The organism is Stutzerimonas kunmingensis, from assembly GCF_014764705.1.
Classification (GTDB): domain Bacteria; phylum Pseudomonadota; class Gammaproteobacteria; order Pseudomonadales; family Pseudomonadaceae; genus Stutzerimonas.
The window spans coordinates 113156-126952 of sequence record NZ_JACXXG010000001.1; the positions used below are offsets into that span (position 1 = coordinate 113156).

At 63.6% G+C, this 13797-nt stretch carries 15 protein-coding genes; 9 read left to right on the forward strand and 6 right to left on the reverse strand.

Going from position 1 to position 13797, the window contains the following annotated elements; translation table 11 throughout:
• Position 1: 1 nt before the first annotated feature.
• The gene (gene rsgA, locus IEG05_RS00555; RefSeq protein ID WP_014818941.1) at positions 2-1033 is read right to left on the reverse strand and encodes a small ribosomal subunit biogenesis GTPase RsgA; all 1032 of its coding nucleotides are present in this window, start codon (positions 1031-1033) and stop codon (positions 2-4) included.
• A 123-nt stretch (positions 1034-1156) separates the two neighbouring features.
• Here rsgA and IEG05_RS00560 point away from each other — a divergent pair, with 123 nt between their 5' ends.
• Both IEG05_RS00560 and orn read left to right on the forward strand, forming a co-directional pair.
• Positions 1157-1963: a class I SAM-dependent methyltransferase gene (locus tag IEG05_RS00560; RefSeq protein ID WP_191121455.1), complete on the forward strand. Its 807-nt coding sequence runs from the start codon at positions 1157-1159 to the stop codon at positions 1961-1963.
• Between the two features lie 28 nt (positions 1964-1991).
• Positions 1992-2534, forward strand: a complete 543-nt coding sequence (gene orn / locus IEG05_RS00565; RefSeq protein ID WP_041015886.1) for an oligoribonuclease — start codon at positions 1992-1994, stop codon at positions 2532-2534.
• A gap of 186 nt (positions 2535-2720) precedes the next feature.
• Here orn and IEG05_RS00570 read toward each other — a convergent pair whose 3' ends face one another.
• From IEG05_RS00570 to IEG05_RS00580, 3 genes are all read right to left on the reverse strand, one after another.
• On the reverse strand, positions 2721-3362 hold the full coding sequence (locus tag IEG05_RS00570) for an oxidoreductase (RefSeq protein ID WP_191121456.1): 642 nt from the start codon (positions 3360-3362) through the stop codon (positions 2721-2723).
• 19 nt (positions 3363-3381) lie between these two features.
• Positions 3382-5055 carry a C13 family peptidase gene (locus IEG05_RS00575; RefSeq protein WP_191121457.1) on the reverse strand — a complete coding sequence of 558 codons (1674 nt, stop codon included), beginning with the start codon at positions 5053-5055 and terminating at the stop codon, positions 3382-3384.
• 77 nt (positions 5056-5132) lie between these two features.
• Positions 5133-5588 carry a MaoC family dehydratase gene (locus IEG05_RS00580; protein WP_042921821.1) on the reverse strand — a complete coding sequence of 152 codons (456 nt, stop codon included), beginning with the start codon at positions 5586-5588 and terminating at the stop codon, positions 5133-5135.
• 229 nt (positions 5589-5817) lie between these two features.
• On the opposite strand from IEG05_RS00580, the gene IEG05_RS00585 reads away from it, so the two are divergent.
• Genes IEG05_RS00585 through IEG05_RS00595 form a run of 3 tightly spaced genes read left to right on the forward strand, consistent with a single transcriptional unit; the run spans position 5818 to position 7491 of the window.
• A complete protein-coding gene (locus IEG05_RS00585) occupies positions 5818-6180 on the forward strand; it encodes a CidA/LrgA family protein (protein WP_014818946.1) in 363 nt (120 codons plus the stop codon).
• Positions 6177-6896 carry an LrgB family protein gene (locus IEG05_RS00590; protein ID WP_014818947.1) on the forward strand — a complete coding sequence of 240 codons (720 nt, stop codon included), beginning with the start codon at positions 6177-6179 and terminating at the stop codon, positions 6894-6896. Before IEG05_RS00585 ends, IEG05_RS00590 begins: the two co-directional genes overlap by 4 nt.
• 10 nt (positions 6897-6906) lie before the next feature.
• A complete protein-coding gene (locus IEG05_RS00595; protein WP_191121458.1) occupies positions 6907-7491 on the forward strand; it encodes an LON peptidase substrate-binding domain-containing protein in 585 nt (194 codons plus the stop codon).
• A gap of 76 nt (positions 7492-7567) precedes the next feature.
• Here the strand turns inward: IEG05_RS00595 and IEG05_RS00600 are convergent, their stop codons facing one another.
• Together IEG05_RS00600 and IEG05_RS00605 are read right to left on the reverse strand one after the other, a co-directional pair.
• Positions 7568-9322 carry a bifunctional alpha/beta hydrolase/class I SAM-dependent methyltransferase gene (locus tag IEG05_RS00600; RefSeq protein ID WP_191121459.1) on the reverse strand — a complete coding sequence of 585 codons (1755 nt, stop codon included), beginning with the start codon at positions 9320-9322 and terminating at the stop codon, positions 7568-7570.
• 169 nt (positions 9323-9491) lie between these two features.
• Positions 9492-10811: a bifunctional DedA family/phosphatase PAP2 family protein gene (locus IEG05_RS00605; RefSeq protein ID WP_191121460.1), complete on the reverse strand. Its 1320-nt coding sequence runs from the start codon at positions 10809-10811 to the stop codon at positions 9492-9494.
• A 203-nt stretch (positions 10812-11014) separates the two neighbouring features.
• Here IEG05_RS00605 and IEG05_RS00610 point away from each other — a divergent pair, with 203 nt between their 5' ends.
• From IEG05_RS00610 to rlmH, 4 genes are read left to right on the forward strand one after another with little or no spacing between them, the layout of a single operon-like run.
• Complete coding sequence (locus IEG05_RS00610; protein ID WP_191121461.1) at positions 11015-12280, forward strand: glutamate-5-semialdehyde dehydrogenase; 1266 nt, start codon at positions 11015-11017, stop codon at positions 12278-12280.
• Positions 12280-12939, forward strand: a complete 660-nt coding sequence (gene nadD / locus IEG05_RS00615) for a nicotinate-nucleotide adenylyltransferase (protein ID WP_191121462.1) — start codon at positions 12280-12282, stop codon at positions 12937-12939. Before IEG05_RS00610 ends, nadD begins: the two co-directional genes overlap by 1 nt.
• A 15-nt stretch (positions 12940-12954) precedes the next feature.
• The gene (gene rsfS, locus IEG05_RS00620; protein WP_014818953.1) at positions 12955-13314 is read left to right on the forward strand and encodes a ribosome silencing factor; all 360 of its coding nucleotides are present in this window, start codon (positions 12955-12957) and stop codon (positions 13312-13314) included.
• A gap of 3 nt (positions 13315-13317) precedes the next feature.
• On the forward strand, positions 13318-13785 hold the full coding sequence (gene rlmH, locus IEG05_RS00625) for a 23S rRNA (pseudouridine(1915)-N(3))-methyltransferase RlmH (protein ID WP_014818954.1): 468 nt from the start codon (positions 13318-13320) through the stop codon (positions 13783-13785).
• The last annotated feature ends 12 nt before the right edge of the window (positions 13786-13797 follow it).

The window sequence follows — 13797 nt, forward strand, 5'->3', positions numbered from 1 at the left end:
ATCAGTAATCCGGTTCTGGCAGGCTGCTGAGAATGTGTCGGTAACTGCTCATGCGCTGCGGCTGGATGCGCCCGTCCTCCAGCGCCTGGAGCAGGGCGCAGCCGGGCTCGCGATCATGCTTGCAGTCGCGGAAGCGGCAGTGCCCGAGCAGATCCTGGAATTCGATGAAGCCCGCTTCGACGTCTGCGCGACTGACGTGGCCTAAGCCGAATTCGCGGATGCCGGGGGAGTCGATCAGCTCGCCGCCACCGGGAAAGTGGAACAGACGTGCCGTGGTGGTGGTGTGGGTACCCTTGCCGGTCATTTCCGACAGCGCCCCGACGCGGGTGTCGACGCCCGGCAACAGGCTGTTCACCAGCGAAGACTTGCCCACCCCGGATTGCCCGACGAAGACGCTGACGTGGCCGTCGAGCCGCGCCTTGAGCGCTTCCATGCCGCCACCACCGTGGGCCGAGACTTCCAGCAGCGGATAGTTCAGCTGCCGATAGACTTCCAGCAGGCGATTCAGCGCGGCTTCGTTCTGCTCGTCGATCAAGTCGACCTTGTTCAACAGCAGCAATGGCGTGATGCCGGCGTGCTCCGCGGCGACCAGATAGCGGTCGATCAGGTTGGCGTGGGGCTCCGGTAGCGGCGCGAAGACGATGACGATCAGGTCGACGTTCGCCGCCACCGGCTTGAGCTGGCCACGGGTATCCGGGCGGCAGAGTTCCGAATGTCGCGGCAGCTGCGCAACGATGACACCGATGCCCTGATTGCCCGGGCGCCAGACCACACGATCGCCGGTGACCAGTGCCGGCAGGTTGGCGCGCAGGTGGCAGCGAAAGACCTGCCCGCTGTGTTCGCCTTCCAGCGCTTCCACCTCGACCTGCACGCCGAAATGCGCGATGACCAGTCCGGTCTGCTCCGGGCCAAGATCGCCGCCTTCGAGCTCTTCGAGTGCACGACTTTCGCGACGCGCGGCGCGGGCGGCGCGCTCTTCCTGGATTTTCTCGATACGCCAGTTCTGCCGGCGGTTGAGTTGGCGTTTGGCCATGAATTCGGGCGTCTCTGAGGTTGGTGAGCGAGTCTAGCATGCTGCAACCCGCCCACTTCGGCCTGTATCGCGCTGAAGCCGGAGGGTTAGACTGGCGCTCCTTCACCCGTTCGATTGTCGGTCATGCCTGCTACTGTCGTTACTCGCCTGCCCATCCTGCGTGCGCTGCTGGCCCAGCTGGTGGCGCTGCTGGTGGTCTGGCTGCTATTGCTCGGACTGGTCGGCGTGCTGGGTGTGCGTCCCGGTCTCATCCTTGTGGCAGTCGCGCAGGGCTGTCTGGCGGCGCTGATCGGGGCCCGGCTCGGGCTGTCGGCCTGGTGGCTGGCGATCAACCTGATGTTCGTTCCTGGCCTGGCGTTACTGCGTGATTTCGACGTGCCGGGCTGGTTGCCGCTGGGCGCGTTCACGTTGTTGTTGCTGTTGAACTGGAATGCCTTCACCGAGCGCGTGCCGCTCTACCTGACCGGTCGTGAAGCCGAGCGCCAGTTGCGCAACCGGCTGAGCGAGCTGCCGGCGGGTTTCCGCTATATCGACTTGGGCAGCGGCCTGGCCGGCACGTTGTCGCGCCTGGCACGGGACTTTCCGGCGGCGCAGTTCATTGGCGTGGAAACCGCGCCGCTGACCTTCGCACTGTCCTGGCTGCGCTGCCTGCCGCGGCGCAACTGCCATATTCGCCTGCTCAGTCTGTGGCGGGTCGATCTCGCCGAGTACGACGTGGTCTATTGCTTCCTCTCACCGGCACCCATGGCCGCCCTGTGGAACAAGGCGCACGCCGAGATGCGTCCCGGCGCGCTGTTGATCAGCAACAGCTTCGCGGTGCCAGGGGTCGAGCCGGTTGAAGTGCAGCAATTGAATGACTGGCGCCGCTCGCGGCTGCTTATCTGGTACCCCGGTGGCGCGACACCTGACGGCGTCGATACGAGCGGCTAAACTGCGCCGCACAGCCAAGGAGCCCGCCATGCAGAACCCGCAGAACCTGATCTGGATCGACCTGGAAATGACCGGTCTGGATCCGGACAACGACGTCATCATCGAGATGGCGACCATCGTCACCGACAGTCAGCTCAACGTGCTGGCCGAGGGGCCGGTGATCGCGGTACACCAGAGCGATGAAACACTGGCGCGCATGGATGAGTGGAACACCCGTCAGCACGGCGGCTCGGGCCTGACCCAGCGCGTGCGTGAGAGCAGGATTTCCACCGCCGAGGCCGAGCAGGCGACGCTGGCCTTCCTCGAGCAGTGGGTGCCCAAAGGCAAGTCGCCGATCTGCGGCAACAGCATCTGCCAGGACCGACGCTTCCTCTACCGGCAGATGCCGACGCTCGAGGCCTACTTCCACTACCGCAATCTGGACGTATCGACGCTCAAGGAGTTGGCGGCACGTTGGGCGCCGCAGATCATGGAAGGTTTCAAGAAGAGCGGCACGCACCTGGCGCTTGACGACATCCGTGACTCCATCGCCGAGCTGCGGCATTACCGCGAGCATTTCATCAAGGTCTGAAAGGGGCGTTAACGCCTGACGCGTTTGGGGATCGTAGGGTGGGTCACGCTTCACCGATCCACCGACGAGGCCAGGTGGATGTTAAAAGCGACATCCACCCTGCGTCACTGATGATGATCGTGAGAGCGATGCCACAGCGTCGTCCATCCAGTGGTCAATCGCCGCCTTTTGGCAAGGCGCCGACAGTCATTTCCCCAATTTGCGCAGCTCGTCCGATTCGACGATGCGCACGCCGTCGCCTTCTTCCAGCGCCAGTCGCCACAGCGCGCGGGCGAGGGTGCAGGTCTCGATGCCGTGGTACTTGCCCGGCAGCAGCTGCGACAGGGGCGCCGCGATGCGTTCGCTCAACCGCGGCTCCAAGCGTGGGCCGATCAGTTGAGAGGGGCGGGCGATGGTCAGCTGTGGCCAGTCCTGCTGCTGCAATGCCGCCTCCATTTCGCCTTTGACCTTGAGGTAGAAGATCGAACTGTCCGGGTTGGCCCCCAGCGAGCTGATCACCAGCAGGTGACGCGCGCCCATCTCCTTAGTCCGGCGGGCAAACGCCAGCACCAGATCATGATCGATGGCGCGGAACGCCTCCTGGCCACCGGCCTGCTTTAGCGTGCTGCCCAGGCAGCAGAAGGCCGTGTCGATCTCGCCGCCCAGCGTTGGCAGCAACGCCAGCAGCTCTCCGACCGGGTTTTCCAGGCGCTGATGGGCCGCCAATGGCCTGCGTGTGGGCGCCAGCACGCGTTCGACGGTGGGTTCGTTGAGCAGGCGATCGAGCAGGTGCTCGCCAGTGAGTCCGGTGGCGCCGGCAAGCAGAATGCGCTGTGGCGTCAAATACATGGTCTTGCTCCTGTGGCGATCATTGGGTGGCACGCCGCTGCCGCAGCTCCTGCCAGCGTTGGACGACCGCTTCCGGCGCCCAAATTTGCGGTTCCGATGCCTGATAGTCGTCGGCCTGCTCGCGTTCGGCAACTTTTGCTGCGGCCAGCGTGAAGGCCTGCACGATATCGTCGGTTTCCTGCAGCGCTTCGGCGAACAGCGCGCGGCCGAAGTAGGTGAAGTCGCTCTGCTCGGAGCAGCCGAAGGACACCCGGTCGGCGCGGGCGGCGGTCATGATCAGCGTCTGCTCGCTCTTCAGTGGCTCGATGAAACCGCCGGAATAGCAGGCCGAGATCACCAGGATGACCTTGCGCTTGGCGAGCGGCGCGAGCAGTTGCGCCAGATCCGCTGCCGGCAGGTCGTCCAGCGAAAGACGCGGCTGGTTCAGCACCAGTTCGTGGTCCGCCGAACCGTGGCTGGTGAAATAGAGAAAGATCAGGTCTTCCTCGCCACTGCGTTCGGCCAGCGCGCGAATCGCTCGGGTCAGGTTCTCCCGGGTCGCCAGCGGCCGGTCGACGAGATGGTCGCGGTGGTTGACCAGGCTGAGTTGGCCATGGGCAGCGAAACGCTCGGCGAGCAGCTTCTGTACGTAATCGGTTTCGCGCATGAACACGCTCTGCCGGCCATCGCCGGCCACGGTCAGCGTATAGAGGTCCTGGGCAGGGCTGGAAGGCGGTAGCGCACTGATCGCACGCTCGAGCAGTGAGCCTTGTTCCAGCAGGGCGAGCTCGAGCGGGTCCGATAGCGCGTGTGCCTGCTCGTCGCGGACGCGTCGGTCATTACGCCAGCTGCCGCGCAGTTCGGCGCCGTCGGCCTGGGTCAGTACGCCCTCGCCGTCGAAGTGTCCGTGGCGGAAACCGCCGGTATAGAAGCTGCCGTCTGCGCGATCGAGACGGCCCTGGCCGTGGTAGCGCCAGTTGCGAAACTGCCCGCTGTAGCGGCTGCCATCGCTGGCGACATAAGTGCCGGTGCCGCTAAGTTCGCCGTGGACGAAGGTGCCGTTCCAGGCGTTGCCCTCGCTGTCCTCGTAGCGTCCCTGGCCATGAAACTGATCGTTCTCGAAGTGGCCGCTGTAGCGCTCGCCATGTTCGGTCGAAAAGCTGCCTTCGCCGTTCAGGTTGCCCGCGTTGAAATGCCCGCTGAGTTGACCATTGGCGTCGCTGCGGGTGCCCGGTCCATCCGGCTGGCCTTTGCTGAACTGCCCTTGATGACTGAAGCCGTCGGCATATTCCAGGCTGCCCTGGCCGTGGTAGAGGTTGTTGCGAAACACGCCTTCGTAGACCGTGCCGTCCTGGCTGAAGCGCCCGTGGCCATGCATGCGTCCGGCCTGGAATTCGCCCTCGTAGACGCCACCCTCGACATAGCTGAAACGGCCCAGGCCGTCGAACAAGCCGTGCCTGAACTCCCCCTCGTAGCGATCGCCTGTAGCGCTTTGCCAGGTGCCCAGGCCATGCCACTGGCCGTCCTTGAATTGGCCGAGGTAGTAGCTGCCGTTCGGGTAGTCGATACGACCGCTGCTCTGCAGCAAGCCGTCGACGATTTCGCCGCGATAGCGGCCGCCGTCCGGCAGCACTCCATCGGCAGGGGTGAGAGGCTCGCCCTCGCCGCAGGCGGTGAGCAGACCAAGTAACAGGACGGGAAGAAGACGCAGCATGCGGACATCCGCTCAGGCAGGACGTCCGCAGTATGCCGCAAACCGAGCGGGCTGCGACAATCGCGCAGGGTTGCCGCTCAGAGGACGCACAGCGCCAGGGTTTCGGCGATATAGGCCGGTTTTTCCGAGCCTTCGATCTCCATCACCGCGCGCGCCTTGAGCAGCCATTGCCCGGGATTCTTCTCGTAGGCATCGATCAGCGTCAGTCCCAGACGCACCCGCGAGCCGACCCTCACCGGCTGGATGAAGCGCAGGCTGTCCAGCCCATAGTTGACGCCCATCCGCGTGCCTTCCGGCACGACCATAAGGTCCCCAGACAACATCGGCAGCAACGACAGCGACAGGAAACCATGGGCGATGGTGCCACCGAACGGTGTTTGCGCGGCTTTTTCGGCATTGATGTGGATGAACTGGTGATCGCCGGTGCAGTCGGCGAACTGATTGACGCGCTGCTGATCGACGGTCAGCCACTCGGAGTGGCCCAGTTCCTTGCCGATGTAATCCTTGAGCTGTGCTACGGGTACCTGTGGCATGTGTCCTCCTGATTGTTCTTGTATGGCTGCAGCGATGTGCAGTCTGACTAGAGAGGGGCAGTGCCGGGCCCGAAGCGGCCGACTGGCTCTGCGTCATTTACTGCTCTAGATCAGCACGGGCAGGCGTCGCGGCAAACCAGCATCGGCACCGCGAATGGCCCGTCATAGCGCAGCGCGGGCGCCTGCCGGCGTTGCCCTTTATACTGTCGCAATTTTGCGGGAGGCTCCCATGCTGCTCAGAGGCCTGACCTGGCTGGTCGCATTCCAGTTGCTCGGCACCGTCCTCAATGTGCTGTTCCTGCCCATGCTGCCGGGCCCCATCATCGGCATGGTGCTGCTGTTCGCCGGCCTGCTGGCGCGCGGCCGGGCCAGCGAATCGCTGCAGCTGGCGGCGAGCAGCCTGTTGCGCTACCTGCCGCTGCTGCTGGTACCGCCGGCGGTTGGGGTGATGGCCTATACGGAGGCGATCCTTGATGACTTCTGGGCCATCGTTGGCGTGCTGGTAATTTCGCTGCTGGTCTCGCTGGTCTTCACCGGCTGGCTGATGCAGACGCTGATCCGGCGCAAGCAGCGTCAGCAGGAGGGCGCATGATCGAACTGCACTGGCAGGCCGCCTGGGAGGCGCTGATCCATCATCCGCTGTTCGGTGTGGCTATTACCCTGGCTGTCTTCCAGCTGGCGTATGCGGCGTATGAGAAGACCCGCTGGGTATTCCTGCAGCCGGTTCTGGTGTCGATGACGCTGATCGTCGGCATCCTCCTGCTATGTGGTATCGACTATGACGAATACCGCATCAGTGCGCAGTGGCTGACGCTGCTGCTGGGGCCGGCTACCGTTGCGTTGGCCGTGCCGCTGTACCTGAACCTGCGGCGGATTCGCGAGTTGTTCGGCCCGATCGTGATCACTTTGCTGGTCGCCGGTGTGTTTGCCACGGCGCTGGGCATGGCCCTGGCCTGGGCTTTCGGCGCGGATGACATGATCCTGATGACCCTGGCGCCGAAGTCGGTCACTTCGCCGATCGCCATGCTGGTGGCCGAGCAGATCGGCGGTGTGGTGGCGCTGGCGGCGGTGTTCGTGATGATCACCGGCGTGCTCGGCGCGATTTTCGGTCCGGAACTGTTGCGCCGGTTTGGCGTTCAGCATCCTGCGGCCCGCGGCATTGCGCTCGGGCTGACCGCCCACGCCGTGGGCACCGCGCAGGCGCTGCAGGAAAGCGACGAATGCGGTGCGTTCGCGGCCCTGGCCATGAGCCTGATGGGGGTAATGACTGCGGTGCTGTTGCCGCTGGTGGTTGCCTTGCTGCTGTGATGGAGTCGCCATGAGATTGCCGTTGTTCCCGCTGGATACCGTGCTGTTCCCCGGTTGTTTTCTCGACCTGCAGATATTCGAGGCACGCTATCTCGACATGGTCAGCCAGTGCCTCAAGGCCGGGCATGGCTTTGGCGTGGTGCATATCCTGGATGGCAGGGAGGTTGGCGCAGCACCGGCGGCGTTCTCTCATATCGGTTGCGAAGCGCTGATTCGCGACTGGCAACAGCTGCCCAACGGGCTGTTGGGTATCCGGGTCGAAGGCGGGCGGCGCTTCGATGTGCAATCGTTCGAAGTACTGCGTGACCAGTTGGCCGTCGCCCAGGTCGCCTGGCGCAGCGAAGCCGACAGCCAGCCATTGGCCGAGCAGCACGCCGACCTCGTCGTACTGCTCGCCGCGCTGGGTCAGCATCCGATGGTGAAAACCCTGGGCCTGGGCGGCGCGGTGAGCGATCAGGCAGCTCTGGCCAGTCAGCTGGCCTATCTGTTGCCATTCGATGCGGAGCAGAAGATCGCATTGCTGGGGCTGGACGAGCCAGCGTCGCAGCTCGAGCAGATTCAAAGCCTGCTCGAGCAATTGCAGGACGGGGCGTAAGGCGTGTCGCCCCTGTGTGTTCGCCAGCGTGACCTGGCGCCGCACCGGCCAACCTTGGTGTCGCTAGAGAAGGTCGTCAGTAGGGTTTTTGTGCCAACGACACCGTAAAGATCCCCCAGTCGTCGATACGCTGCGTGATTTTTACCAAACCTGCCGCTGCTACCAGTTGGTCAATCTCCGCTTGGGTACGCCGCCGCATCACCCATGCCTGCCCATCTCGGTGACTGGTCAGCGCTCGGGCTATGAGCTTCAGCTGTGGGTGCCAGGGTTGTCCGGTGTATACGATGTGGCCGCCCGGTTGCAGCGCTTCGGCGACGCCGGCAAGAGAGCGGCCGATCATCTGGTTGTCGCCGAACAACTCGTAGAGACCCGATACCACTACAAGCGTGGGGCGCGGCGAGAGCGCGGCCAGATCCGCCTGATCGAATGCGTCTGCCTTGATGAATCGAGCGACCTCTTCGAAACCCTTTGCCCGGATCAGGCCACTGCCGTCGCGTACATTGATATCGCTGTAATCGCGCAGGAGAATCGAGGCAGGGCGTTCTTCGAGGTCCTGTATTGCCTCGAGAATGTAGCGGCCATGGCCGGCGGCGATGTCCACGATATGTACTGGCTGATCTGCGCTTCGCAGGCGGCTCATCGCCCCACGTAACAGCTCTTCTACATGCCTTTTTCTCGGGCGTATTGCACGCCAGCCTATGGAGTTCAAATAAAGCTGGTCAATCTTGCGCCCCAGCACAGTCAGCCCTGCTGGTTCGTTTCTGTAGACATAATCGAGCGTGCTGCCGGAATCGAAACCCGCATCGAAACCGAGCTTCAGCCCATGAGAAAGCCGGGCGCCAAGGCGCATTCCCGCACGCATGGCGCGCCAATAACATCCTTCCATGGAGTTCGGAGCTACAGGGGCAGTCAGTGCTTCTGCTTCCGCACACATCGGGCCTATTCGGTCCGAATCGAGGAGCGACGGGGGCGCCATTGGCATATCGAAATTATGACGAATAAAGCGGCGGGCCTGGCTTACTGCCCGATTACGATCTCGCTCGCCGAGCGTGTCGTGAAAGAAACCCGGCAGAACGTGTTTTTCTTTTCGTAAGCTGCCAAGTCTTTCGAAAAAAGTTACTTGTGGTTTGTGTTCTACGACGAAGTCTGCGCCTGAGATAAAGAGCTGAGTTGGGATCTGGATCGCCTGCGCATCTGCAACCACGCGCCGCGCCGCTTCATGCAGCCCAAGGAGCATATTGACGGAAATGGCCTTGGTGATGAGCGGATCCTGCTGATAGCTCTGAATCCGCGCGGGATCGTGCGTCAGGAAGCGGGCCTTGACGTAGCTGTCGACGAAGAAGTTGCCGCGAAACGCTCGTATTAGCCTTAGGCCTGTCCGTGCGAATGGTATATACAGCTTTACCTTGAACGCCGGTGACGCCAGCACCAGCGCCCGAACTTTGGGCGCATAGTCGTGGGCCCATGTCGCAATAACTACCGCCCCTACACTTTGCGCAACAATTGCCAGGTCTTCCTCTTTGATGCAGTGCATAGAGCCGATGTGATCAATGAGCGTCTGCACGTCTCGAACGCTCGTCGCGAAGCTCGGGCTGTCTCCACGGGTGCCAGGCGATAGACCGTGCCCGCGCGCATCCCAGGCAAAGAAATCGCAGTCAGGAAGGTCGAGCTCATCAACGAGGTGGGACAGCCGGCCGGAATGCTCATGTCCGCGATGGAACATGACGACGGCCCGCCTTGTAGGCTCTGTGGACGAAAGTGCGGGCCAATGGCGGTAGGAAAGCTCTAAGGCATCGTGGGTGCTGAAAGTTAGAAGGCGTGACTCGCGCATCGAAATATCCTGGTCCCTGGACAGTTATTGAGTTATCCGAAACTCAACGGCAGAAGGCTGCTCTGCCAAGGTGCGGACTTTCCGCTGGTGGCGCGACATACGCAACGACGCCTCGCACATTCCTGTTTTGCACCAGAAAAAATTTCGGATCACACGCTTGAGGGAGCAATCACTGATACCGATACATCTGCATCGCTGTCGGCAGGGCCCAGACGCTGAATGCGCCGAGCAGGCCCATACATGCCGACAGGATCAGCCACCAGACTCTCGGTGCCATTGCGTGCAGCGGGCTGCGCCATTGCACCAGGGTCAGGCTGGCGGCGCAGATGCTTGCGGCCAACAGGGCGCCAGCCGTCACGTCGGTGGTCCAGTGCACACCGAGATAGACCCGCGAGAGTGCGATTGCCGTCGCCGGTAAGCTGGCGAGGACCAGCCAGGCAAGGCGCAGGCGCGGTGGCTGGCCGCGACCGGCGAGCACGCCGAGGGTGAGGAAGAAGGCGAACGCCGCTGAGCTGTGCCCGCTGGGAAAACTGTAGCTGCTCAGCGGCTCCATCAGTACTTCCGGGCGAACGCGGGCAAAGGTGGCCTTCAGGGCGCCGTTGGCCAGGGCCGTGCCCAGCAGCGTAAGAATGGCGAACAGGGCGGCGCGCCATTGGCGTGCGACCAGAAGCAGCAGGCATAGCAATACCGCGGCCCACAGTTGGGTGTGAAAGTCGCCGGCGCGGGTGACGATCACCATGATGCGGTCGAAGGTGGTGCTGCGTGCGCCCTGGATCACTGCCAGCAGGCCTTCGTCGAGTTCCTTCAGGTGCGGCCAGCCGAAAAACAAACCGAGCAGGATGGCAACGCCGAGGCCGGCCGACAGTGCGCTGACCCAACGCAAGCCGCGCAGGCTGCCGAATGCAGTTGCCGCGATCAGCGTCAGCAGCGCGCCGACCACTATCCCGGCTTCGCTCCAGAAACCGTCCTCCAGTGGCAGGCGGATGGCCGCTCCGGCGCTCCAGCCGGGCAGCAGATAAGCCATCGACCAGCCGGCGGCAGCACACAGGCTGACCAGCAGGAAGCGTCCGAACGGCATGTCGAGCATACCGGCGGTCATCGGCAGCATGGGACGCAGCGGGCCGATGAAGCGGCCTACCAGCAGGCTGGCTACGCCGTAGCGCTGAAAGTAGTGCTCGGCCTGCACCAGCCACTCGGGATGGTCGCGCAGGCCTCGCAAGCTGCGAATGCCCTGGTGATAGCGTCGACCGAGGGCATAGGAAAGCAGGTCGCCGATCAGTCCGCCGATAAAGCCCAGCAAAAGGGTTTCCCCCAGGCTCAGCACTCCGCTGCCAGCGAGTACAGCAATCGCGAATACCAGCACCGTGCCCGGGATGATCAGTCCGACTACGGCCAGACACTCCATGCAGGCGACGATCAGCAGCGCCAGGCCCAGCCATTGCGGATGCCCGGCGAGCCATTGGGTTAGGGTTTCGAGCCACTGGCCCATGCGGATTTCCTTGAATCGAGATCGCCTTTCGACCTGACGAAAGGGTGGTGGGTTTCCTCGGCGCGAGGATACTGCGCCGTGCTGGCTGGTTCGTAGCGCTGTCCGCGCATGCATTCGAGCGCCTTTCGCCCGGCGCCGCTGTGCGCGGGCGGTCGGGGTGGCTATAATCAGCCGCTTTCCCTTCAGTCAGGCCAGCTAGATCCATGACCGAGTCCGTACTCGATTACATGAACCGCCTGGGCCGCGCCGCGCGCGAGGCCTCGCGGGTGCTTGCGCGCGCCAGCACGGCGCAGAAGAACCGTGCCCTGCAGGCCGCCGCCGCCGCGCTCGACGCAGCCCGCGACGAGTTGGTCAGTGCCAATGAGCGGGACCTTGCCGGTGGCCGCGCCAACGGTCTGGACGCGGCGATGCTCGATCGTCTTGCGCTGACGCCCAAGGTGATCGACGGCATGATCGAAGGGCTGCGCCAGGTCGCCGCGCTGCCGGACCCAATCGGCGAGATCCGCGACATGCGCTACATGCCTTCGGGCATTCAGGTCGGCAAGATGCGCGTGCCGCTGGGCGTGGTCGGGATCATCTACGAGTCGCGGCCGAACGTGACCATCGACGCCGCCAGCCTGTGCCTGAAGTCGGGCAATGCGACCATCCTGCGCGGTGGTTCCGAGGCGATCCATTCCAATCAGGCCATTGCCCGCTGCATCCAGCTTGGCCTGGCCGAAGCCGGGCTGCCGGCAGCGGCGGTGCAGGTCGTGGAGACCACTGACCGGGCTGCGGTCGGCGCGCTGATCAGCATGCCGGAATACGTCGATGTGATCGTGCCGCGCGGCGGCAAGGGTCTGATCGAACGCATCAGTCGCGACGCCCGGGTACCGGTGATCAAGCACCTGGACGGCATCTGCCATGTCTACATCGACGTGGCGGCGGACGTGGACAAGGCCGTTCGCGTCGCCGACAACGCCAAGACCCAGCGCTTCGCGCCGTGCAACACCATGGAGACGCTGCTGGTTCATCAGGGCATCGCCGATCGGGTGCTGCCGCCACTGGCGGCCATTTATCGCGAGAAGGGCGTTGAGTTGCGTGGCTGTGCGCGAACCCAGGCGCTGCTTGGCGGCGATGTGCTGGAGGCCAGCGAAGAAGACTGGTCCACCGAATACAACGCACCGATCTTGTCGATCCGCATCGTCGATTCGCTGGATGCCGCCATCGAGCACATCAATCGCTACGGCTCGCAACACACCGACGCGATCGTCACCGAGAATTTCACCGATGCCCGGCGCTTCCTCACCGAGGTGGACTCCGCTTCGGTGATGGTCAACGCCTCGACGCGTTTCGCCGATGGCTTCGAGTATGGCCTGGGCGCGGAGATCGGCATCTCCACTGACAAGCTTCATGCTCGTGGTCCGGTCGGTCTGGAAGGGCTGACCAGCGAGAAGTACGTGGTGTTTGGCGACGGCCACGTCCGTACCTGATGAGCCAAGGCAGCGGCGCCCGGCGCATCGGTATACTCGGCGGCACCTTCGATCCGGTACACATCGGTCACTTGCGCGGGGCGCTGGAAGTGGCCGAGATGTTCGATCTCGACGAGCTGCGGCTGATTCCCAACGCGCGTCCGCCGCACCGTGACACCCCCAATTGCTCGGCGCAGGATCGCCTGGCAATGGTTCGCCTGGCGGTGCAAGACCTGCCGCCACTTTGTGTGGACGCTCGTGAGCTGGAGCGGGAGAAGCCGTCCTACACCATCGACACGCTGATTTCCCTGCGCGCCGAGCTGGGCGAGGAGGATCAGTTGTTGCTGGTGGTGGGCTGGGATGCCTTCTGCGGCCTGCCAACCTGGCATCGCTGGGAAGAGCTGCTCGACTATTGCCATGTCCTCGTCCTGCAACGCCCGGATGCCGGCAGCGAGGCGCCGCAGGTGCTGCGCGATCTGCTCGCCGCACGCAGCGTGCCCGATCCCCAGGTGCTTTGCGGGGGCAGCGGGCAGATTGCCTTCGTCTGGCAGACACCGTTGGAAGTGTCTGCCACACAGATTCGCCAATTGCTGGCCAGCGGCAAGTCGGTCCGATTCCTGGTTCCCGATGCGGTACTGGCTTATATCAACGCGCACGGACTGTACCGGGCGTCGAACTGAGGTTGTTTTCACGTTATGCAAACTGAAGAGTTGGTCCAGCTGGCGGTTGCCGCCCTGGAAGATCTGAAAGGCCAGGACATCACCACTATCGATGTGCGCGGCAAGACCAGTGTCACCGATTACATGATCATCGCCAGCGGCAGTTCCAGCCGGCACGTCAAGTCGCTCGTCGAAAACGTGCTGGAGCAGGTCAAGGAGCAGGGCGTTCGACCGCTTGGCAGCGAGGGTCTCGAAGGCGGTGAGTGGGCGTTGCTCGACCTGGGTGATGTCGTTGTCCATGTGATGCAGGTGCCGACCCGCCAGTTCTACGATCTGGAACGTCTCTGGCAGGGCGCCGAGCAGAGCCGCGCGCAGCACGCTCACGACCCGGAATAAGCCGTGCGTATCAAGCTGATTGCGGTCGGCTCGAAGATGCCACGCTGGGTCGAGGATGGTTGGCAGGAATATGCCAAGCGCCTGCCGTCCGAACTACCGCTGGAGCTGCATGAGATTGCGCTCAATACCCGCGGCAAGAACGCCGACGTGGCGCGGTTGATTCGCCAGGAAGGCGAGGCCATGCTGGGCAAGGTTCAGCCAGGCGAGCGCATTGTCACGCTCGAAGTACATGGCAAGCCGTGGAGCACCGAGCAGCTGGCGGCGGAAATCGAGCGCTGGCGGCTCGATGCACGCAACGTCAACCTCATGGTCGGCGGTCCGGAAGGGCTGGCACCCGAGGTTTGTGCGCGCAGCGAGCAGCGCTGGTCGCTGTCGCCGCTGACCCTGCCTCATCCGCTGGTGCGAATCCTGATCGGCGAACAGATCTACCGCGCCTGGACGCTGCTGTCCGGTCATCCCTATCATAAGTAGTCCGCGAACCCC

Coding starts and splice junctions, on each gene's coding strand:
- IEG05_RS00580 (WP_042921821.1), bottom strand. CDS start 5,588: ATGCCACAGGTACCCGTAGCACAGCTCAAGGATTACATCGGCAAGGAA.
- IEG05_RS00585 (WP_014818946.1), top strand. CDS start 5,818: ATGCTGCTCAGAGGCCTGACCTGGCTGGTCGCATTCCAGTTGCTCGGC.
- IEG05_RS00600 (WP_191121459.1), bottom strand. CDS start 9,322: ATGCGCGAGTCACGCCTTCTAACTTTCAGCACCCACGATGCCTTAGAG.
- IEG05_RS00560 (WP_191121455.1), top strand. CDS start 1,157: ATGCCTGCTACTGTCGTTACTCGCCTGCCCATCCTGCGTGCGCTGCTG.
- rsfS (WP_014818953.1), top strand. CDS start 12,955: ATGCAAACTGAAGAGTTGGTCCAGCTGGCGGTTGCCGCCCTGGAAGAT.
- IEG05_RS00590 (WP_014818947.1), top strand. CDS start 6,177: ATGATCGAACTGCACTGGCAGGCCGCCTGGGAGGCGCTGATCCATCAT.
- IEG05_RS00605 (WP_191121460.1), bottom strand. CDS start 10,811: ATGGGCCAGTGGCTCGAAACCCTAACCCAATGGCTCGCCGGGCATCCG.
- IEG05_RS00570 (WP_191121456.1), bottom strand. CDS start 3,362: ATGTATTTGACGCCACAGCGCATTCTGCTTGCCGGCGCCACCGGACTC.
- IEG05_RS00610 (WP_191121461.1), top strand. CDS start 11,015: ATGACCGAGTCCGTACTCGATTACATGAACCGCCTGGGCCGCGCCGCG.
- orn (WP_041015886.1), top strand. CDS start 1,992: ATGCAGAACCCGCAGAACCTGATCTGGATCGACCTGGAAATGACCGGT.
- nadD (WP_191121462.1), top strand. CDS start 12,280: ATGAGCCAAGGCAGCGGCGCCCGGCGCATCGGTATACTCGGCGGCACC.
- IEG05_RS00575 (WP_191121457.1), bottom strand. CDS start 5,055: ATGCTGCGTCTTCTTCCCGTCCTGTTACTTGGTCTGCTCACCGCCTGC.
- rsgA (WP_014818941.1), bottom strand. CDS start 1,033: ATGGCCAAACGCCAACTCAACCGCCGGCAGAACTGGCGTATCGAGAAA.
- IEG05_RS00595 (WP_191121458.1), top strand. CDS start 6,907: ATGAGATTGCCGTTGTTCCCGCTGGATACCGTGCTGTTCCCCGGTTGT.